General features: G+C 61.0%; 19 protein-coding genes. 11 read left to right on the top strand and 8 right to left on the bottom strand.

Annotation, left to right across the window (positions count from 1 at the left end; all coding sequences use genetic code 11):
* Window positions 1-138 precede the first annotated feature (138 nt).
* The 3 genes from fruB to fruA are packed head-to-tail and all read left to right on the top strand — an operon-like array spanning window position 139 to window position 3949.
* Window positions 139-1239 (top strand): fused PTS fructose transporter subunit IIA/HPr protein, encoded by a 1101-nt coding sequence (fruB, locus tag PG887_RS04415; protein WP_151027431.1) that lies wholly within the window; start codon window positions 139-141, stop codon window positions 1237-1239.
* A complete protein-coding gene (pfkB, locus tag PG887_RS04410) occupies window positions 1239-2228 on the top strand; it encodes a 1-phosphofructokinase (RefSeq protein WP_270821236.1) in 990 nt (329 codons plus the stop codon). The genes fruB and pfkB overlap by 1 nt, the downstream gene beginning before the upstream one ends.
* Window positions 2225-3949, top strand: a complete 1725-nt coding sequence (fruA, locus tag PG887_RS04405) for a PTS fructose transporter subunit IIBC (RefSeq protein ID WP_103243090.1) — start codon at window positions 2225-2227, stop codon at window positions 3947-3949. The genes pfkB and fruA overlap by 4 nt, the downstream gene beginning before the upstream one ends.
* A gap of 82 nt (window positions 3950-4031) precedes the next feature.
* Here the strand turns inward: fruA and PG887_RS04400 are convergent, their stop codons facing one another.
* Entirely contained in the window at window positions 4032-4283 is a 252-nt protein-coding gene (locus PG887_RS04400; protein ID WP_104454219.1) for a DUF1289 domain-containing protein, read from the bottom strand.
* A 150-nt stretch (window positions 4284-4433) separates the two neighbouring features.
* Here PG887_RS04400 and mltA point away from each other — a divergent pair, with 150 nt between their 5' ends.
* Window positions 4434-5585 carry a murein transglycosylase A gene (gene mltA, locus PG887_RS04395; protein WP_270821235.1) on the top strand — a complete coding sequence of 384 codons (1152 nt, stop codon included), beginning with the start codon at window positions 4434-4436 and terminating at the stop codon, window positions 5583-5585.
* A 111-nt stretch (window positions 5586-5696) separates the two neighbouring features.
* Here mltA and yfaE read toward each other — a convergent pair whose 3' ends face one another.
* The 5 genes from yfaE to ubiG form a co-directional block, all read right to left on the bottom strand.
* Complete coding sequence (yfaE, locus tag PG887_RS04390) at window positions 5697-6017, bottom strand: class I ribonucleotide reductase maintenance protein YfaE (RefSeq protein ID WP_406568611.1); 321 nt, start codon at window positions 6015-6017, stop codon at window positions 5697-5699.
* 48 nt (window positions 6018-6065) lie between these two features.
* Window positions 6066-7199 carry a class Ia ribonucleoside-diphosphate reductase subunit beta gene (nrdB, locus tag PG887_RS04385; RefSeq protein ID WP_104454217.1) on the bottom strand — a complete coding sequence of 378 codons (1134 nt, stop codon included), beginning with the start codon at window positions 7197-7199 and terminating at the stop codon, window positions 6066-6068.
* Between the two features lie 79 nt (window positions 7200-7278).
* Window positions 7279-9546, bottom strand: a complete 2268-nt coding sequence (gene nrdA / locus PG887_RS04380) for a class 1a ribonucleoside-diphosphate reductase subunit alpha (protein WP_010674815.1) — start codon at window positions 9544-9546, stop codon at window positions 7279-7281.
* A gap of 588 nt (window positions 9547-10134) precedes the next feature.
* On the bottom strand, window positions 10135-10821 hold the full coding sequence (locus PG887_RS04375; protein WP_029314563.1) for an HAD family hydrolase: 687 nt from the start codon (window positions 10819-10821) through the stop codon (window positions 10135-10137).
* On the bottom strand, window positions 10821-11537 hold the full coding sequence (ubiG, locus tag PG887_RS04370; protein WP_270821234.1) for a bifunctional 2-polyprenyl-6-hydroxyphenol methylase/3-demethylubiquinol 3-O-methyltransferase UbiG: 717 nt from the start codon (window positions 11535-11537) through the stop codon (window positions 10821-10823). Before ubiG ends, PG887_RS04375 begins: the two co-directional genes overlap by 1 nt.
* A gap of 199 nt (window positions 11538-11736) precedes the next feature.
* Here ubiG and gyrA point away from each other — a divergent pair, with 199 nt between their 5' ends.
* Together gyrA and PG887_RS04360 are read left to right on the top strand one after the other, a co-directional pair.
* Complete coding sequence (gene gyrA / locus PG887_RS04365) at window positions 11737-14484, top strand: DNA topoisomerase (ATP-hydrolyzing) subunit A (protein ID WP_270821233.1); 2748 nt, start codon at window positions 11737-11739, stop codon at window positions 14482-14484.
* Window positions 14485-14788: 304 nt separating this feature from the next.
* Complete coding sequence (locus PG887_RS04360; RefSeq protein ID WP_164882096.1) at window positions 14789-14962, top strand: hypothetical protein; 174 nt, start codon at window positions 14789-14791, stop codon at window positions 14960-14962.
* Window positions 14963-14968: 6 nt separating this feature from the next.
* On the opposite strand, the gene PG887_RS04355 is transcribed toward PG887_RS04360, so the two are convergent.
* Window positions 14969-16024, bottom strand: coding sequence for a PA0069 family radical SAM protein (locus tag PG887_RS04355; protein WP_239053626.1), 1056 nt, complete (start codon window positions 16022-16024; stop codon window positions 14969-14971).
* A gap of 174 nt (window positions 16025-16198) precedes the next feature.
* Between PG887_RS04355 and PG887_RS04350 the strand changes: the two genes are divergently transcribed.
* Window positions 16199-16789, top strand: a complete 591-nt coding sequence (locus tag PG887_RS04350; protein WP_199767334.1) for a tetratricopeptide repeat protein — start codon at window positions 16199-16201, stop codon at window positions 16787-16789.
* 3 nt (window positions 16790-16792) lie between these two features.
* Here PG887_RS04350 and PG887_RS04345 read toward each other — a convergent pair whose 3' ends face one another.
* Complete coding sequence (locus PG887_RS04345; RefSeq protein WP_124245003.1) at window positions 16793-17008, bottom strand: hypothetical protein; 216 nt, start codon at window positions 17006-17008, stop codon at window positions 16793-16795.
* Window positions 17009-17330: 322 nt separating this feature from the next.
* On the opposite strand from PG887_RS04345, the gene thrS reads away from it, so the two are divergent.
* The 4 genes from thrS (at window position 17331) to rplT (ending at window position 20467) form a co-directional block, all read left to right on the top strand.
* Window positions 17331-19259 carry a threonine--tRNA ligase gene (gene thrS, locus PG887_RS04340; protein WP_010674801.1) on the top strand — a complete coding sequence of 643 codons (1929 nt, stop codon included), beginning with the start codon at window positions 17331-17333 and terminating at the stop codon, window positions 19257-19259.
* Between the two features lie 3 nt (window positions 19260-19262).
* Complete coding sequence (gene infC / locus PG887_RS04335) at window positions 19263-19811, top strand: translation initiation factor IF-3 (protein WP_026139078.1); 549 nt, start codon at window positions 19263-19265, stop codon at window positions 19809-19811.
* 86 nt (window positions 19812-19897) lie between these two features.
* Complete coding sequence (rpmI, locus tag PG887_RS04330; protein WP_005300673.1) at window positions 19898-20095, top strand: 50S ribosomal protein L35; 198 nt, start codon at window positions 19898-19900, stop codon at window positions 20093-20095.
* A gap of 15 nt (window positions 20096-20110) precedes the next feature.
* Window positions 20111-20467: a 50S ribosomal protein L20 gene (gene rplT, locus PG887_RS04325; RefSeq protein ID WP_010674800.1), complete on the top strand. Its 357-nt coding sequence runs from the start codon at window positions 20111-20113 to the stop codon at window positions 20465-20467.
* The last annotated feature ends 158 nt before the right edge of the window (window positions 20468-20625 follow it).

The following is a 20625-nucleotide window of genomic DNA, read 5'->3' as shown; positions in this document are numbered from 1 at the left end:
TTATCTGCACTTGGAAATGGGTTCCGGCTCACCAAAGCGAGAGATCACCGTCTATTGTCAGCAGGCAAGTTACCCAAAAATCGAGTTGAGTTGAGCCGGTACGCCGCGAGGCGAAGCCGGACCTGATGGAGAATCTCTATGTTGAAGTTGGCGCGACAGCAAATCCTGCTGGGACAATCGGTGACGACCAAGGCGGACGCCATCGCCCTGCTGGCAAGCAAACTGACCGACGCCGGTCTGGTTGAAGCAGGTTACGTGGACGGCATGCTGGCGCGGGAAGCGCAGCACGCCACCTATCTTGGCAGCGGTATCGCCATTCCCCACGGCACCACGGACACCCGTCATCTGGTGAAGAGCACCGGCGTCATGGTGGCCCAGTTCCCCCACGGCATCGAGTGGGACGAGGGGCAGATTGCCTACGTCGCCATCGGCATCGCCGCCAAGTCCGACGAGCACCTGGGGATCTTGCGCCAGCTCACCCACGTGCTGGGTGACGAGCAGGCCGCAGCCCAGCTCAAGGGGGCGATCGACGAAGAGACCATCATCAATATCCTGACTGGAGCGACTGCCGCCAAAGAGGTGCAATACCTGACCCTGGCGGACTTCCCGGCCGACGACCAGGACCAGTTGCTGCTGGGGGCTGCGGCCCGCGCCAAATCCGCAGGCTGGGGAGACGCCGCCATGGTGAGCGCCCTCCTGGCCAGCCAGCCTGTTCACCTGGGGGAGGGCATCTGGCTGGCCCGTGCGCAAGCGGCCCAGACCGGTTGGGTGCTGGCCACCCCGAGCACCCCGCTGAACGTCGGTGAATTGCCGGTCAGCGCCCTGCTGCTGCTGTGTGCCGCAGATAGCGGCCATTTGCCGCAACTCGAGAATCTGGCCAAGCTGGCCGCAGCCGGCCAGCTGGCCACCCTCTCTGGCAGCGACGGTCTGGCCATGTTGCAGGCGGGTCCGGCGAGCGGGCTGTCCGAGACCTTCACCATCATCAACCCCCACGGTCTGCACGCCCGTCCGGGCGCCATGCTGGTCAAGGTGGCCAAGGAGTATGAATCCGACATCCGCGTCGCCAACCTCGATGGCAGCGGTGAAGCCGTCTCTGCCAAGAGCCTGATGAAGGTGATCGGGCTTGGGGTCAAGTGCGGTCATCGTCTGGCGTTTCGCGCCGAAGGAGCGGATGCCGAAGCAGCCCTCAAGGGCATTGGCGAAGCCATTGCCGCCGGCTTGGGCGAGGGGGCGCACTGATGGACATCGTCACCATCACCCTCAATCCCGCGCTCGATCTCACCACCCGTCTGGAGGCCATGCACCCTGGCGAGGTCAATCTGGTGAGCGAGGCCAACTTGCGCGCAGCGGGCAAGGGGATCAACGTTGCCATGGTCTTGAAAGATCTCGGCCGTGACGTAGGCCTGACCGGCTGGCTCGGTGAGGGCAACCAGCAGAGCTTCGTCTCCCTGTTCGAGGAACGTGCCCTTGCCGATCACTTCGTGCGCGTGGCGGGCGACACCCGGATCAACGTCAAGATCTCCGAACAATCCGGCCGGGTGACCGATCTCAATCTGCCGGGACTCGCCGTGCAGGAAGGCGATGTCAGCGCCCTGGAAGCGGCGCTGGAGCGACTGGCTCCCCACTCCGACTGGTTCGTGCTGGCGGGCAGCCTGCCCAAAGGGGTGGCCCCCGATTACTGCGCGCGCCTCATTCGCCTGCTCAAAGCCAAGGGCAAGCAGGTGATCTTCGATTGCAGCGGCGCGGCGTTGAGCGAAGGGATCAAGGCGGCGCCGACGCTGGTCAAACCCAACCTGGAAGAGCTGAGCCAGTGGGCCGGTCGCCCCGTGAAGACCCTGAGCGAGCAGGCCGAGTGCGCCCGCGCGCTGCAGGCCAGCGGGATCCCCAACGTGGTGATCTCCAATGGTGCCGACGGCCTCATCTGGTTTGCACCGGATGCCACCTGGCAGGCGATGCCGCCGCGCATGGAGGTGGTCAGCACCGTGGGTGCCGGCGACTCCCTGGTGGCGGGCCTGGTCCATGGCATGAGCCTAGACTGGACGCCGGAGCAGACCCTGCGTCTGGCCACCGCCGTCTCGGCACTGGCGGTGAGCCAGGTCGCGGTCGGCTTCAACGATATCAATGTGCTCAAACCGTTACTCGAGCAGGTGCGCGTACAGAGTCTGGATGATCTGGCACCGACTCAACCTCAACCCCATTTGATGGCTAACTCAGGAGATGCCCAATGAAAGCAATTCTGGTTACGGCTTGCCCGGCGGGCATTGCCACCAGCTTTCTCGCTGCAAAACGGATAGAACAGCAGGCCAAACTGGCTGGCTGGGAGCTCACCCTCGACGTCGAGTCCAGCGTGCAGCCCCGTCAGGTTCCCTCGAAAGAGCAGATTGCCGCCGCCGACCTGGTGCTGGTCGTTGCCAGCGCACCGGTGGATCTGGCCGCCTATGACGGCAAGTCGCTCTATCGGGGCGACATGGATCTGGCGCTCCAGGATCCCGCTGCCCTGCTGGAAGCCGCGCGAAGCGGTGCCAGCGTCTATCGCCATGAGGCGGCACCTGTGGTTGCCAAACCGGCCAGCGGTGCCAAGCGCATCGTGGCGGTGACGGCCTGCCCGACCGGGGTGGCCCACACCTTCATGTCGGCCGAGGCCCTGGAGACCATGGCCAAGCAGCTGGGTCACCAGATCCGCGTCGAAACCCAGGGCTCGGTCGGTGCCCAGAATGCCTTGACGGCGGACGAGATTGCCGCCGCCGATCTGGTGTTCCTCGCCACTGACATCGAGGTGGACATGGCGCGCTTTGACGGCAAGCCGGTCTATCGCACCAGCACGGGGGCTGCCCTGAAGAAAACCCGGGCCGAGCTCGACAAGGCCTGGACCGAGGCGAAGGTCTATCGCCACAGCGGCGCGGCTGCGGTCAAGAAAGAGGAAAAGGCGGGCCCCTACAAGCACCTGCTGACCGGTGTCTCCTTCATGCTGCCCATGGTGGTAGCGGGGGGCCTTATCATCGCGCTCTCCTTCATCTTCGGCATTGAAGCGTTCAAGGAAGAGGGGACGCTGGCCGCGGCCCTGATGAAGATCGGTGGCGGCTCCGCCTTCGCCCTGATGATCCCGGTGCTGGCAGGCTACATCGCCTACTCCATCGCCGACCGTCCGGGTCTGGCGCCCGGCATGATCGCCGGTATGCTGGCAAGCTCGCTCGGCGCCGGTTTCCTTGGCGGCATCGTCGGCGGCTTCCTCGCCGGTTACAGCGCCAAGTTCCTGAGCGACAAGGTGCGCCTGCCGGTCACCCTGGAAGCCCTCAAGCCCATCCTCATCATTCCGCTCTTTGCCAGCCTGTTCACCGGTCTGGTGATGATCTACGTGGTAGGTGGCCCGGTGGCGGGCATCATGAATGCCATGACCGAGTTCCTCAACAACATGGGCTCTGCCAACGCCGTGCTGCTGGGTGTCATTATCGGCGCCATGATGTGCTTCGACATGGGTGGCCCGGTCAACAAGGCGGCTTATGCCTTCGGTGTCGGCCTGCTCGCCTCCAAGACCTATGCCCCCATGGCAGCGGTCATGGCCGCCGGCATGGTGCCTGCACTGGGGATGGGGATCGCGACCTTCCTGGCCAGCAGAAAGTTCATCAAGGCGGAGCAGGAGGCGGGCAAGGCCTCCTTCGTGCTGGGTCTGTGCTTCATCTCCGAGGGGGCCATCCCGTTTGCCGCCAAGGACCCCATGCGCGTCATCCCGGCCTGCATGGCGGGCGGTGCCCTGACCGGTGCGCTCTCCATGCTGTTCGGCTGCGAGCTGGTGGCACCCCACGGTGGTCTGTTCGTGCTCTTCATCCCGAACGCCATCAGCCATGTGATGATGTACATCCTGGCGATCGCGGCCGGTTCTCTGGTGACCGGGGTGGCTTACGCCATGCTCAAGCGTGGCGAGGAGCAGGCCAAGCTGGCGACCGCCTGAGGGCGTCACGGCGTGACACACTCTTCATGACAAGGCGGCCCTGGGGCCGCCTTTCTTGTTGGGGGGAGGGGCAACGTGGGATTTAAAAATCCCAGCCTGGCGGGGGCGGCGGATCGGCCGCCTCTGCGGCCTGCGCCTTGCGGCGAGCGGCCTCGACCCTGGCCTTGCGGTTGCGGCACAGGCGCATCACCTCCTGCTGCTGGGCAGGGGTCATGGCAAGCCAGTTGAAACGCTCCTCGCGGCTTCGCAGGCATCCCTTGCAATACCCCTTGTTGTTCAGTTCGCAGACCCCGACACAGGGGCTCTGGAGCGGGAAGATTTCGAGCTGTTCCATCCATGACCTCTCACACCTTGTCACCTTGTTATAACCCAGAAGATCACGGCAGGAGAAATCCGTCGTCAGGGGCGTGAAGGCGTTTGCTTTCCCCGGGCAATTTTGGCATCTTCCCCGCCGTGCAAGACACTCGGTGTTATATGAGGACATATGAATAGACATGCGTACTGGTTGGCCGCCGCCGTGGTGGGGCTGGCCGGTTGTGCGGGCAACCCTGAACCGGTCAAGGTGCCCCAGAAGAAGGCGGAATCCGGATGTTTTCTGAACTGCGAGATCCCTGTGAATCTGGGCAAGCAGTATCTGGATGGTGCCCTGCCGGGGGATCTGGTGCGGGTGGAGCGGATCAACAGCCGCGCCCGCGCCGATTACAGCAAGTTCGGTCCCCAGAGCCGGATGGTGATGGAACGCTCCGGCCGCATGGCGAGCCGCTATGGGGAGCTCTACCGTCAACTCTCACGCTGGGTCGCCAATGGGGGCAATCCCGCCCATATCACCCAGTACGGCATCAGCCTGGCGCAGCTTGGCGGTGCCGACCGCATGGGCAACGTGCTCTTCACCGGCTACTACTCGCCGGTGCTGGAGGTGCGCCATCGCCCGGACGCCCAGTACAAGTATCCCATCTATGCCATGCCCAACTGCGGCGGTCGCTGCCCGAGCCGGGCCGAGATCCACCGGGGGGCGCTGGCCAACCGGGGGTTGGAGCTGGGCTACAGCAAGTCCCTCATCGACAACTTCCTGATGGACGTGCAGGGTTCCGGCTTCGTTCACTACGGCGATGACGACCGGCTGCAGTACCTCGGCTACAGCGGCAAGAACGGCCACGGCTATGTCAGCATTGGCCGGGTGCTCATCGACCGTGGCGAAGTGCCCGAGGAGCAGATGTCCATGAAGGCCATCAAGGAGTGGGCCAATCGTCAGCCGGAAGAGAGCGTGAAGGAGCTGGTGGAGCAGAACCCCTCCTATGTCTTCTTCGAGCGCCGTCCCACCAACGACGTGGTGGGGGCCGCCGGCATTCCGCTGTTGCCGATGGCGGCGGTGGCTGCCGATAAGACTCTGCTGCCCATGGGCACCCCCATCCTCGCGGAAGTACCGCTGCTGGACAAAGAGGGCAACTGGACCGGCAAGCACCAGCTGCGGCTGCTGATTGCGCTGGATGTGGGGGGCGCGGTGAAGAAGGGCCACCTCGATCTCTACCACGGTATGGGTGAGAAGGCCGGTGTCGCGGCCGGTCATTACAAGCACTTTGGCCGGGTCTGGAAGCTGGGTCTGCACCACGGGCCGACCGCCGCCCCCTGGTTGTAACGCAAGAGGGTCATGGCCCCTCATTTAAGAGACGGGACATTCCCATGAAAAAAGCCGCCGGAGCAATCCGGCGGCTTTTTGTTTGCGGGGCAGATCTGGCGACAAGGGCCGTCAGCCCTTTCGGATATCGAGCTTGATGGCGCCCACCGGCTGGCAGCAGCAGGGGAGGCACTCCCCCTGGGAGACAAAGGCGAGCGGGACGGCGGCGTAGTGCACCTTGCCCGCCAGCAGCGGGGTGCGGCAGGCGCCGCAATAGCCGCTGCGGCACTGGAACTCCACGTGATGGCCGTGGCGCTCCAGGGTCTCCAGCACGCTTTCGCCGGGATGGGGGCGCAGCACACCGTCCAGGGTCTGTACCTGGGGGGCTTGCCCCTCCGACGCCGTGGTGGCGGAATGCAGGGGCGCGTTCAGGGTGGCGGTGGCGTCACTCACGGACGTCGCTCTCCCGCATCATGGTCTGCCAGCAGAGGTCGCCTTGCATCACAGCTCGAAGTCACCCAGATCGTCGGCGTGCACTTCACTGTCTATCTGACCCACCAGATAGGAGCTTACTTCCACTTCCTGGGGCGCCACCTGCACGTTGTCGGAGGAGAGCCAGGTGTTGATCCAGGGGATGGGGTTCTGCTTGGTGCCGGCAAAGGCCGGTTGCAGGCCGACGGCCGCCATGCGCAGGTTGGTGATGTATTCCACGTACTGGCAGAGGATATCCTTGTTCAGGCCGATCATGGAGCCGTCCTGGAACAGGTACTCGGCCCACTCCTTCTCCTGCAGGGCCGCTTCCTTGAACAGCTCGAAGCAGGCCTGCTCGCACTCGACGGCGATCTCCGCCATGTCGGGGTCGTCGTTGCCGCTGCGCATCAGGTTCAGCATGTGCTGGGTGCCGGTCAGGTGCAGCGCTTCGTCACGGGCGATCATCTTGATGATCTTGGCGTTGCCCTCCATCAGCTCGCGTTCGGCGAAGGCGAAGGAGCAGGCGAAGCTCACGTAGAAGCGGATTGCTTCGAGGGCGTTGACGCTCATCAGGCACAGGTAGAGCTTCTTCTTGAGCTCCCGCAGGCTGATGGTGACTTCGCGATCCCCGATCCGGTGGGCCCCCTCACCGTGCAGGTGATAGACGGAGGTGGCCTCGATGAGATCGTCATAGAAGTGGCTGATGGAGCCGGCGCGCTTCAAGATCTGCTCGTTGGTCACGATGTCGTCGAACACCTGGCCCGGGTTGTTGACGATGTTGCGGATGATGTGGGTGTAGGAGCGAGAGTGGATGGTCTCGGAGAAGGCCCAGGTCTCGATCCAGGTCTCCAGCTCCGGAATGGAGACCAGGGGCAGCAGGGCCACGTTGGGGCTGCGGCCCTGAATGGAATCCAGCAGGGTCTGGTACTTCAGGTTGGAGATGAAGATGTGCTGCTCGTGGGGCGGCAGAGCCTGGAAGTCGATGCGGTCGTGGGAGACGTCCACCTCTTCCGGGCGCCAGAAGAAGGAGAGCTGCTTCTCGATCAGCCGCTCGAAGATGTCGTGCTTTTGCTGGTCATAACGGGCCACGTTGACCGACTGGCCGAAGAACATCGGCTCCTTGAGCTGATCGTTTTGGGTCTGGCAAAAAGTAGAGTAAGCCATGGTTAGAATGCCGTGAAATAGGGAAAACAGGAGGGCGGGAGCTTGATGCTCCCGCCCGGTTTATCAGTGCGTTTCGCGGTTAGATCTTGCAAGCCCCGCCAGCGCAGCCGTCATCTTGCAGATCGGTCTGGGTGTCGTCGGCACCATCACGGGTGTTGTGATAGTAGAGGGTCTTGAGACCGTATTTGTAGGCGGTCAGCAAGTCTTTGAGCAACTGCTTCATCGGCACCTTGTTGCCTTCGAAGCGGGCCGGGTCGTAGTTGGTGTTGGCGGAGATCGCCTGATCCACGAACTTCTGCATGATGCCGACCAGCTGCAGGTAACCGTCGACGCTCGGCTGTTTCCACAGCAGTTCGTACTGATCCTTCAGGCGGTGGTACTCCGGCACCACCTGCTTGAGGATGCCGTCCTTGGAGGCTTTCACCGACACCAGGCCGCGGGGCGGCTCGATGCCGTTGGTGGCGTTGGAGATTTGGCTGGAGGTCTCGCTCGGCATCAGGGCGGTCAGGGTGGAGTTGCGCAGACCCACGGTCTTGATCTCTTCGCGCAAGGTTTCCCAGTCCAGGTGCAGGGGTTCATTGCACAGGGTGTCCAGATCCTTTTTATAGGTATCGATGGGCAGGATACCCTGGGCATAGGTGGTCTCGTTGAAGGCCGGGCAGGGGCCGAACTCGCGGGCCAGTTGCACGGAGGCCTTCAGCAGGTAGTACTGGATCGCCTCGAAGGTGCGGTGGGTCAGGGCCAGACCGGAACCATCGGAGTAGCGGGCACCGTTTTTCGCCAGGTAGTAGGCGTAGTTGATGACGCCGATACCCAGGGTGCGGCGGTTCATGCTGCCCTTCTTGGCGGCCTTGAGCGGGTAGTCCTGATAGTCGAGCAGGGCGTCCAGAGCGCGCACGGCCAGCTCGGCCATCTCTTCCAGATCTTCCAGCTTCTCGATGGCGCCCAGGTTGAAGGCGGAGAGAGTGCACAGGGCAATCTCGCCGTCCTCGTCATCCACGTTGTTGAGCGGCTTGGTGGGCAGCGCAATCTCGAGGCAGAGGTTGGACTGGCGCACCGGTGCCACGCTCGGGTCGAACGGGCTGTGGGTGTTGCAGTGATCCACGTTCTGGATGTAGATGCGACCGGTACCGGCGCGCTCTTGCATCATCAGGGAGAAGAGATCCACCGCCTTCAGGGTCTTCTTGCGAATGGCCGGATCCTGCTCGTACTTGACGTAGAGCGCTTCAAACTTGTCCTGGTCCGCGAAGAAGGCGTCATAGAGGCCGGGTGCATCGGACGGGGAGAACAGAGTGATGTCACCGCCCTTGATGAGGCGCTGGTACATCAGCTTGTTGATCTGCACGCCGTAGTCCATGTGACGGACCCGGTTTTCTTCCACGCCGCGGTTGTTCTTCAGTACCAGCAGGCTCTCCACCTCGGTGTGCCACAGCGGGTAGAACAGGGTGGCCGCACCGCCGCGCACGCCGCCCTGGGAGCAGCACTTCACCGCAGTCTGGAAGTATTTGTAGAAGGGGATGCAGCCGGTGTGGAAGGCTTCGCCGCCACGGATGGGGCTGCCCAGACCACGGATGCGACCAGCGTTGATGCCGATGCCGGCGCGCTGGGAAACGTAACGCACGATGGCGCTGGCGGTGGCATTGATGGAATCCAGGCTGTCGTCACACTCGATCAGCACGCAGGAGCTGAACTGGCGGGTCGGGGTGCGCACGCCGCTCATGATCGGGGTCGGCAGGGAGATCTTGAAGGTCGAGACCGCATCATAGAAGCGCTTGATGTAGTCCAGACGGGTATCTTTCGGATACTTGGAGAAGAGGCAGGCCGCTACCAGGATGTAGAGGAACTGCGGGCTCTCGTAGATCTCGCCGGTGACGCGGTTCTGTACCAGGTACTTGCCTTCGAGCTGCTTGACCGCCGCGTAGGAGAAGTCCATGTCGCGCCAGTGATCGAGGTAGCCGTTCAGCTCCTCAAATTCCGCCTGGGTGTAGTCTTCCAGCAGGTGCTTGTCGTACTTGCCCATGTCCACCAGTCTGGCGACGTGCTGATACAGGTGGGGCGGCTCGAACTGGCCGTAGGCCTTCTTGCGCAGGTGGAAGATGGCCAGACGGGCAGCCATGTACTGGTAGTCCGGGCTTTGCTCGGAGATGAGGTCAGCAGCAGCCTTGATGATGGTCTCGTGGATGTCGGCGGTACGGATACCGTCATAGAACTGGATGTGGGACTTGAGCTCCACCTGGGAGACCGACACGTTGTCGAGCTTCTCGGCAGCCCAGTCGAGCACACGGTGAATTTTATCCAGATCGATGGGTTCTTTGTGTCCGTTACGCTTCGTCACAAACAAGTTCATTGGCTGATGACCCCTTTCATTGATACCTGCCGGTATCGGTTGATTCCCGAAAAGCCATCGCACAATGGCGCAACCCGGCTCCGTCTGTCGAGGGAAACTGGGCAGGGATTGTGCGATGAATCACAAGATGTAGTGTTATTTTTAATGCGAACTACAAGATAGTGAGGTCGATGCGGTAATGCAATCTGTGGATAACGCATTAGCTGTGGATAAATTGTGGGTGTCGGGACGGGAGTTAGTGGACGCTCACAGCGAACGGGTTTTCATCCGTCCGATCCGTCAAATGCAAGTCCGGCGATCGAAGATGGAAAATTAAAATAACTTTTTTTGCTTGCGAAAGCAGGGTGTTTTTACTAGCAAATTCGGTCTGCTCATCCCTTGTGCAGTCAGGGTCAAAAGGTGTCCTGTTACGCCGTTCGGGGGGTTGCCAAGCCCATAAAAAGAGGGATCGTCCGGGATCCCTCTGGTGTGCTGCGGGGGGAGCTGCGCGCCGGGGCAGATGCCCACACGGCCATCGGGACAACATCAAAGTTGCCCCGCAGATCCACCTCTATCCGGATGCCTTGTCGGTCATGGGCAATGAACGTGTCAGCTCAGCTCGTAACGCAGCCAGTGGTGCAGGGCCTGCACGGTATCAAAGTGAAGATCGGCGCCCCAGAGGGCGGGATCCTCGTCATCATTGAGATAACCCCAGCCAGCCACCGCGGTACGCATGCCGGCATTGCGGCCAGCCTCGATGTCGCGCACGTGATCCCCCACATAGAGACACTGGCTGGCCGCGATGCCGAGGCGCTCGCAGGCAAAGAACATGGGGGCGGGGTCGGGCTTGCGCACCGGCAGGGTGTCGGCGCTCACCGTCACGCCGCAACTGGCGAGTTCGGGCAGGGCTGCCAAGAGCGGTTCGGTGAGAAAACCCGGCTTGTTGGTGACAATGCCCCAGGGCAGCTTTTTCTCGTCGAGCCACTCGATGAGATCCACCATGCCTTCATAGGGGCGGGTGCCGACGCAGAGGTTGGCGGCGTAGTAGTCGAGCAGGGCGGTGCGAAGGCGGGTGGCCCCCAGCTCCTCCAGCAGCTCGTCCCCAAGACCGGCCCTGAGCAGCCCGAGGGCCCCGTGGGAGGTGGTCTGGCGGATGATGTCGTCAGAGAGCGGAGCAAAGCCTTCGCTTATCAGCACGTGATTGACGGCGGCGCCAAGGTCTGGGGCGGTGTCGAGCAGGGTGCCGTCCAGATCAAACAGCACGCAGCCAAGGGGCATCGGGTGAGGTGTGCTCATCAGCCTTGCTCCGGGCGCTCGAACGCCACCATGTAGTTGACGTCGACATTCTTGCCGAGCTTGAAGCTGTTGGAGAGCGGGGCGTAGTGAACGCCGCTCATGTCCCGCACCAGGAGGCCCGCCGCTTCCCCCATGCGACACAGTTCGGCGGGGGTGATGAACTTCTTGTGGTCGTGGGTACCCTTGGGGACCATCTTCAACAGGTACTCGGCCCCGAGGATCATCATCAGATAGGCTTTGGGGTTGCGGTTGATGGTGGAGACGAACACCTTGCCCCCCGGCCGTACCAGGGTGGCGATGGCGCGCAGCACCGAGGCCGGGTCCGGCACGTGCTCCAGCATCTCCATGCAGGTAACCACGTCATACTGGCCCGGCGCCTCATCGGCGTGGGCTTCGGCGGTGATCTGGCGGTACTCGAGTTCCACGCCCGCCTCGAGGGCATGGAGGCGGGCGACCCCGAGGGGCTCCTTGCCCATGTCGATGCCGGTGACCTTGGCCCCCCGGCGGGCCATGCTCTCGGAGAGGATGCCGCCACCGCAGCCGATGTCGAGCACGCGCTTGCCAAACAGGCCGCCGCTCTTGTCGGTGATCCAGTCAAGGCGCACCGGGTTGATTTGATGCAGCGGCTTGAATTCGCCCTCCATGTCCCACCAGCGGGAGGCGATGGCTTCAAATTTGGCGATTTCTGTCAGATCGACATTGGCATCACTATTCATGTTTTGATGATCCTGTGGCAAGGCGCGCAGCGGGCTGGGCGCGCGCAATCTATTGTCCTGGCGGGCATTATAACGGACCGACCTCGTCGCACCAGCCCGATGTGCTCATCGGATTTGTGGCTTAATGTATTTGGCTCAGTGTGTTACCATGTCGCGCTGTTTAAGCCAAAGAACAACTAATTAGGGATTAAGGCTTTCTATGAGCGATCTGGCCAGAGAGATCACGCCGGTCAACATCGAAGAAGAGCTCAAGAGTTCCTATCTGGATTACGCCATGAGCGTGATCGTAGGACGAGCTCTGCCGGATGTGCGTGATGGCTTGAAACCGGTTCACCGCCGCGTTCTGTATGCAATGAACGAGCTGGGGAACGACTGGAACAAGCCCTATAAAAAATCGGCCCGTGTGGTCGGTGACGTAATCGGTAAATATCACCCGCATGGCGACATCGCCGTGTATGACACCATCGTCCGGATGGCGCAGGATTTCTCCATGCGCTACATGCTGGTCGACGGTCAGGGCAACTTCGGTTCGGTGGACGGCGACAACGCCGCGGCCATGCGTTACACCGAAGTGCGGATGGCGCGCATCTCCCACGAGCTGCTGGCCGATCTGGACAAAGAGACCGTGGACTGGGTGCCGAACTACGACGGTACCGAGATGATCCCGGCTGTCATGCCCACCAAGGTCCCAACCTTGCTGGTCAACGGCTCCTCCGGTATCGCGGTGGGCATGGCGACCAACATCCCGCCTCACAACCTCACCGAGATTGTCAACGGCTGCCTGGCGCTGATCGAAAACGGCGACCTCACCATTGACGAGCTGATGACCCATGTCACCGGCCCGGATTTCCCCACCGGCGGCATCATCAACGGTCGTTCCGGCATCGTGCAGGCGTACCGTACCGGTCGCGGCTCCGTCTATGTGCGGGCCAAGGCTGAAGTGGAGGTGGACGAGAAGACCAGTCGCGAGACCATCATCGTTCACGAGATCCCCTATCAGGTGAACAAGGCTCGCCTGATCGAGAAGATCGCCGAGCTGGTCAAAGAGAAGAAAATCGAGGGCATCAGCGCCCTGCGCGATGAGTCCGACAAAGACGGCATGCGCATCGTCATCGAGATCAAGCGCGGCGAGTCCGGCGAGATTGTGCTGAACAATCTCTACAAGCACACCCAGATGCAGACCACGTTCGGCATCAACATGGTGGCGCTGGACAACAACCAGCCCAAGGTTATGAACCTCAAAGAGATCCTGGATGCGTTCCTGCTGCACCGCCGTGAAGTGGTGACCCGCCGGACCGTGTTCGAGCTGCGCAAGGCGCGGGATCGGGCGCACATCCTGGAAGGGTTGGCGGTGGCATTGGCCAACATCGACCCCATCATCGAGCTCATTCGCCACAGTGCGACCCCGGCGGATGCGAAAGCCGCCCTGGTAGCCAAGGGCTGGGAGCTCGGCAACGTGGCCGCCATGCTGGAAAAAGCGGGCGACGACGCGGCTCGCCCCGAGTGGCTGGAGCCGGAGTTCGGCATCCGTGAAGGGCAGTACTTCCTGACCGAGATCCAGGCCCAGGCCATCCTTGACCTGCGTCTGCACAAGCTGACCGGCCTCGAGCACGAGAAGATCCTGGAAGAGTACCAATCTCTGCTGGATCTCATCGCCGAGCTGCTGCACATCCTGGCAAGCCCGGAACGCCTGATGGAAGTGATCCGTGACGAGCTGCTGGCCGTTCGCGAGCAGTACGGCGACGAGCGTCGCACCGAGATCAGCATGTCCAGTGCCGAGATCAACATCGAAGATCTGATCACCCCGGAAGACGTGGTCGTTACCTTGTCTCACCAGGGCTATGTGAAGTATCAGCCGCTCTCGGACTACGAGGCCCAACGCCGCGGTGGTCGTGGCAAGTCGGCCACTCGGATCAAGGAAGAGGACTTTGTGGAGCGTCTGCTGGTGGCCAACACCCACGACACCATTCTGTGCTTCTCCACCCGTGGCAAGGTCTACTGGCTCAAGGTGTATCAGCTGCCGGAAGCGTCCCGTGGCGCCCGCGGTCGTCCGATCATCAACCTGCTGCCGCTGGATGAGGGTGAGCGCATCACCGCCATCCTGCCGGTGAAAGAATATGACGCCGACAAGTATGTCTTCTTCGCCACCGCCAACGGCACCGTGAAGAAGACCAGCCTGTCCGACTTCAGCCGTCCGCTCTCCTCCGGTATCCGTGCCATCAACCTCAAAGAGGGTGATGAGCTGATCGGGGTGGACATCACCGACGGCAGCAACGAGATCATGCTCTTCTCCGATGCGGGCAAGGTGGTTCGCTTCGCGGAAGGCAGCGGTCGCGCCGATGCCGATGCCACTGACGAAGTCGATACCGATGACGACACCGGCAACGACGATGACGGCAGCGACAACGGCGAAGGCACCGAAAGCAAAGGCACCTTCAAGGGCGTACGTCCCATGGGTCGTACAGCTGCCGGTGTGCGCGGCATCAAGCTGGGCGCCGGTGACAAGGTGGTCTCCCTCATCGTGCCCCGTGGTGATGGTGCCATCCTCACCGCCACCGAGAACGGTTACGGCAAGCGTACCGCGCTGGACGAGTACCCGACCAAGAGCCGTGGTACCCAGGGCGTCATCTCCATCAAGGTGGATGAGCGCAACGGCAAGGTTATCGATGCGATCCAGGTCGAAGATACCGACCAGATCATGCTGATCACCAACGGCGGTACCCTGGTTCGTACCCGGGTGTCCGAGGTGAGCGTCATCGGCCGCAACACCGGCGGTGTGCGTCTGATCCGTACCGGTGAAGACGAGACCGTGGTCGGCCTGCAGCGCGTTGCCGAGAGCGACGAAGAGGAAACCGAGGCCCTGGCTGTTGAAGGGGAGGTGTCTGAAGGCACCGACACCGCAGCGGACGCTGGCTCCGTCGATACCGGGGAGGCGGGCGACGAGTAATCGTCCCCCTTTGTCCGGTGCAAAAGAGCGACCTTGATGGTCGCTCTTTTTTTGTCCGCCTCACCGCAGGCTCTCCCCGTCCCTGTGCTTGCCCTGGCGCCCTCTTTTCTGCTGCCAGGCTCCGTCTGCCGTGCATGCAGCCCTGCCTGCCACGGCGTCATCTTCCTGATATGCAGGGTTGGTTCCATCGCATCAACACGATTCCTTCACTCGACTGTCATGGCCCTGTCATGACGGCCAGCCATGCTGCCTGCGTTGAATGAGGCCACCATAGAGGCAGGCATCGCTTGCCAGGAGCACTGTAATGACGAGCTGGGTAATGTGGGAGATCTGGTGGAGCCGGATGTGGGGAGGACAGGAGAAGGCGCGCCTTAGGGTGGATGAGGAGGAGGTGGCGCACGAGCCATCCCGCCTGCCTGCGGAGCTGATTGCACAGCGCCATCCAGCGGGAAGCTGCCCGCCGAGACCACGGGGCTGACGGCGCTCAGAACAGACGCAACTGTTCGCCCGGGCGGATGAAGGCGGCCGTATTGAGTGCTATATGGCGCTTGCCCAGTTGCAGCCGCCTGCTGATCAGGCGAAAGCGCTGGGCGAGCAGGTCGGCAAACAGTCCTTCACCTCGCATGCGGCTGCCAAAGGTAGCGCTGTTGAGTGTGCCACCCCGGCTTGCCCGCAGCTGGTTGAGGATCGCCTCTTTCTGGCCGGGATAGTGCGTATCGAGCCAGTCGCAAAAGAGGGTGGTGAGCTCGTGGGGCAATCGCAGCAAGATGTAATCCGCACAGCCCGCCCCGGCGTCGACGGCGGCCTTAATGATCTGTTCCAGTTCAGGCTCGTTGAGCCTGGGGATCATGGGGGCGGCGAGCACGCCGACCGGCACACCGGCCTTGGCCAGTCGTTCGATCACCTTGATCCGCCCAACCCCCGTGCTGGCCCTGGGCTCCAACTGTCGCCTCAGCGTCTCATTGAGGGTGGTGACCGACACCATCACCTGGCATAACCCTTCTCGGGCCAGCTCGGTCAGCAGATCGAGGTCGCGCAGGATCATGGCGCTCTTGGTGATGAGCCCTACCGGATGGCGATGAGCCAGCATCACCGTCAGGAGTTCACGAGTCAGGCGATAGTGGTGCTCGATGGGTTGATAGGGATCGGTATTGGCCCCCAGCACGATGGTTTGTGGCTGATAGGCTGGTTTGGCAAACTCCCGTCGCAGCAGCTCGGCAGCATTGATTTTGGCAAACAGCTTGCTCTCGAAATCCAGCCCGGGTGAGAGCTCAAGGTAGGCGTGGCTGGGTCTGGCATAGCAGTAGATGCAGCCATGCTCGCACCCCTGATAGGGATTGATGGAGCGACCGAAGGGAAGATCCGGCGAATCGTTGTAGCTGATGATGCTGCGGGCGCTGATCTCCGTCACCTCGGTGCGGGGAGCGCTGGCGGCAAATGCCGCGTCCCAGTCGCTCTGACTCCAGCCGTCGTCAACTGGTTCGATTTGCGGGCCGCTGAAGCGGTGCTCGACATTGTGGTTCGCGCCTCGTCCTGCCATCACATCACCAATGCACTGTTTATATATACAGTTATTTTGCTGTGTAGCCCCTCAAACTGCAAGTTCGCAAAGAGCGACCCCATGAAAGAGGGTGAACCCAGGTGATCTCCTGCTTGATCTGTTGCTACATTTCGTTTACATAGACGAAATGCGAACCAGATCACGGAAAATGTCATGCAACCTACTATCGCCCGCTGGCTCTTCATCGCCCTCATTGCGCTGGTCATCTGGCGTCTGATCCCGCTCTCCACTGAGCAGGAGCTGGCGGCGGCCAACCGCGCCTGGCGGACAGGGCACTTTGATGAGGCGACCCGGATCTGGACGCCGCTGGCGGAGCAGGGCCAGCCACGGGCAAAGGCGCTGATGGGTTGGAGCCATGAAGTGGGGCAGGGGAGCGAGCAGGATATGGATCGCGCCATCCGACTCTATCGTCAGGCTGCGCAGGCGGGGGACGCTCTCGGCCAGTATCGGCTGGGAGAGGTCTATCTGCGCGGGGCCGGGGTGAAGCGGGATCTGCACGAGGCGTTTCGCTGGATGGAGCTGGCAGCCAGGAACGGTGATGTGCCCGCCATGCTGAAGGTGGGCATCCTGCAACTGATGGGGGTCAACGGGCGGGTTGAACTGGCCGAGGCGAAGCAGTGGCTCTATCAGGCCTCGCAAAAGGGCAACAAGATGGCACTCCAGGTGTTGCAGGAGATGGCGCTGGCCGAGGAGGGGCGCAGCGCCTTCGATTTCAATGGCCACTCTTTTCTGAACGCCGGCTAGGGATCAACGGCTGGCGGTGACTTTGCCGGGCGTCACGTCCGTGACATAGAGGGTACTGCGCTCGGCACTGTGGACGATGCTGCATACCTCCCGCTTGCTGCCATCGCCCAGGATCACCAGCTCACCGATATGGACGGGACAGTGAGTCGTGAGAAGGTGATCCGGATGAACCAGCTTTTCTGCATGCTCCGGAAATGAAATGTCGTAGGTGTACATCATGCTCCCCTTGCTTTGGCTGACGCCTCAATCTGGTACAGGGTATGGCAGCAGAAGGGCGCCCTCGCAAGTAGGACAGGTTGACACCCGCGCTTAGACGGTATGCAAAATCGCCAAGACAGCTTGTCTGGGTTGTCGCGTCTGATACAATCCCCCGCTGTACCTCTCAATGGATGGCCTTGCACACGCCATATGGTGTGCCACTGCCGTGTACCAACCGTATTGTGAACGGTGAAACTCGGGAGTGAACAGCTGGACATGAAAGGGTTTCTCCAACCTGCATGTGGCCTTTGGTAGGGGTCACCACTGTATAAGGAAACACCTAATGCCAATCATTACTCTGCCTGACGGCAGCCAACGTCAATTTGCCCACGCCGTTTCCGTCATGGATGTGGCCGCGGACATCGGTCCCGGTCTCGCCAAGGCGTGCATTGCCGGTCGGGTAAACGGTGAACTGGTGGATGCCTGCGAGCTGATCGAAGCCGATGCCTCCCTGGCCATCATCACCGCCAAAGACGAAGAAGGTCTGGACATTCTGCGCCACTCCTGTGCTCACCTGCTGGGTCATGCCATCAAGCAACTCTGGCCCCAGACCAAGATGGCCATCGGTCCCGTCATCGACAACGGTTTCTACTACGACATCGATCTCGACCGCACCCTGACCGACGAAGATCTGGCTGCCCTGGAAGAGCGCATGCTGGCGCTGGCCGCCAAGGATTACGACGTCATCAAGAAGAAGGTCTCCTGGCAGGAAGCGCGCGACGTGTTCGAAGCCCGTGGCGAGACCTACAAGGTCGAGATCCTGGATCAGAACATTGCCCGTGATGACCAGCCCGGTCTTTATCATCATGAAGAGTACATCGACATGTGTCGCGGCCCGCACGTGCCCAACATGCGTCATTGCCACCATTTCAAGTTGCAGAAGATGTCCGGCGCCTACTGGCGCGGCGACTCCAACAACAAGATGCTGCAGCGCATCTACGGTACCGCCTGGGCCGACAAGAAGCAGCTCAAGGCCTATTTGCAGCGTCTGGAAGAGGCCGCCAAGCGCGACCACCGCAAGATAGGCAAGCAGCTCGACCTGTACCACATGCAGGAAGAAGCGCCGGGCATGGTGTTCTGGCACAACGATGGTTGGACCATTTTCCGCGAGTTGGAAACCTTCATCCGTGGCAAGCTCAAAGAGTACGACTATCAGGAAGTGAAAGGCCCCTTCATGATGGATCGCGTGCTGTGGGAGCGTTCAGGTCACTGGGAGAAATACGCCCAGGCCATGTTCACCACCCAGTCCGAAAACCGCGAGTACGCCATCAAGCCGATGAACTGCCCGGGTCACGTGCAGATTTTCAACCAGGGTCTGAAATCCTACCGCGATCTGCCGTTGCGCATGGCCGAGTTCGGCTCCTGCCACCGCAACGAGCCGTCAGGCTCCCTGCACGGCCTGATGCGGGTACGGGGTTTCACCCAGGATGACGCCCACATCTTCTGTACCGAAGAGCAGATCATGGAAGAGGTGTCTGCGTGCATCCGCATGGTCTATGACGTCTACGGCACCTTCGGTTTCGAAAACATCGTGGTCAAGCTCTCGACCCGTCCGGAGCAGCGTATCGGCTCTGATGAAGCCTGGGATCGTGCCGAGGCCGCGCTGGCCGAGGCGCTGGAACTCAACGGCCTGAAGTACGACCTGCAACCGGGCGAGGGGGCTTTCTACGGTCCCAAGATCGAGTTCACCCTGCACGATTGCCTTGATCGTGCCTGGCAGTGTGGTACCGTGCAGCTCGACTTTGCCCTGCCGGGCCGTCTTGGCGCCACCTATGTGGGCGAAGACAACGAGCGCCACATCCCCGTGATGATCCACCGCGCCATTCTGGGCTCGCTGGAGCGCTTCATCGGGATCCTGACGGAAGAGTACGCCGGTCTGTTCCCGACCTGGCTGGCTCCGACCCAGGCCGTGGTCATGAATATCACGGATAACCAGGCCGATTATGCTGTGAAAGTTGCCAAGGCATTGAATGATGCGGGCCTTCGCGCAAAAGCGGACTTGAGAAATGAGAAGATTGGCTTTAAAATCCGCGAGCATACTTTGAAGCGAGTACCCTTCATGCTGGTCTGCGGCGACAAAGAAGTAGAAGCCGGCAAGATTGCAGTGCGTACTCGTAAAGGGGCTGACCTGGGCTCTTATCCTGTTGAAGAGCTGATTGCTCTGTTGACCCAGGAAGTTCAGACCCGCGGACAAAAGAAAGTGGAGGAATAAGCTATAAAAGGCGGAAAAAAACTGGGCAAGCAACCGCAAGCCCGCGCTCACCGGATCAATGAAGAGATCCGTCTGAAAGAAGTTCGTCTGACTGGTCTGGATGGTGAAGCCATTGGCATCACCTCCATTCAGGATGCGCTGAACTTGGCCCTTGAGGCAGGAGTGGATCTGGTCGAGATCAGTCCGAACGCTGAGCCGCCCGTTTGCCGGATCATGGATTACGGCAAATTCCTCTACGAAAAGAGCAAGACCACCAAAGAACAGAAGAAAAAGCAGAAAGTCGTCCAGGTCAAGGAAATCAAATTCCGTCCTGGCACAGACGAAGGCGACTATCAGGTAAAACTACGCAACCTGGTTCGCTTTCTGGAAGACGGGGACAAGGCAAAGGTCACTCTGCGCTTCCGTGGTCGTGAAATGGCCCACCAGGATCTTGGTATCAAGGTTCTCGAGCGCGTCAAGAACGATCTGGAAGAGCTGGCTGTAGTCGAATCGTTCCCGAAAGTCGAAGGCCGTCAAGCTGTGATGGTCCTCGCACCCAAGAAGAAATCTTAAGGCCCACAAGAAATTGACTCATGGGGCTGGCCCCATGAGTCGGTTCGCCTTGCGATTTTGTTGTCACTCACAATGCGGAGTATGAAATGCCGAAGATGAAAACCAACCGGGGCGCCGCAAAGCGCTTCAAGAAGACTGGCTCAGGTCGCTTCAAGTGCAAGCACAACCACCTGCGTCACATCCTGACCAAGAAGAGCAGCAAGCGTAAGCGTCAGCTGGGACCGAAGTTCTTTGTTTCCGCTGCCGACCACAAACGTGTTGTCGCTTGTCTGCCGTACGCATAAGGGGGGATGTGAAAAATGCCAAGAGTTAAACGTGGTGTGACCGCTCGCGCTCGTCACAAGAAAGTAATGAAAGCCGCCAAGGGTTACTACGGCGCCCGTTCCCGTGTCTACCGCGTAGCGGTACAAGCGGTAACCAAAGCTGGTCAGTATGCCTACCGTGACCGTCGCCAGAAGAAGCGTCAGTTCCGTCAACTGTGGATTGCACGTATCAACGCTGCAGCCCGTCAGAACGGCCTGTCCTACAGCCGTCTGATCGACGGTCTGAAGAAGGCTTCCATCGAGATCGATCGCAAGATCCTGTCCGATATCGCCGTTCACGACAAGCTGGCTTTCACCGCCCTGGTTGAAAAAGCTAAAGCAGCTCTGGTCTAATCCAGCTCTGTTATAAAAATAAAGGAGGCTCAGGCCTCCTTTTTTGTTGCTCATTTTTGAGCGTTGGCAGGTAGCATGCCACGTTCATGAATGCTTTATCCTTCCATATGCCAACAAACTAGAACAAACGACGCTTGTCATAATCCTGTTGCATCTGG

The organism is Aeromonas sp. QDB14 (assembly GCF_027707845.1).
GTDB lineage: Bacteria > Pseudomonadota > Gammaproteobacteria > Enterobacterales > Aeromonadaceae > Aeromonas > Aeromonas caviae.
The sequence above is the reverse complement of the archived record's forward strand: the minus strand, read 5'-3'. Positions and strand labels throughout refer to the sequence as shown.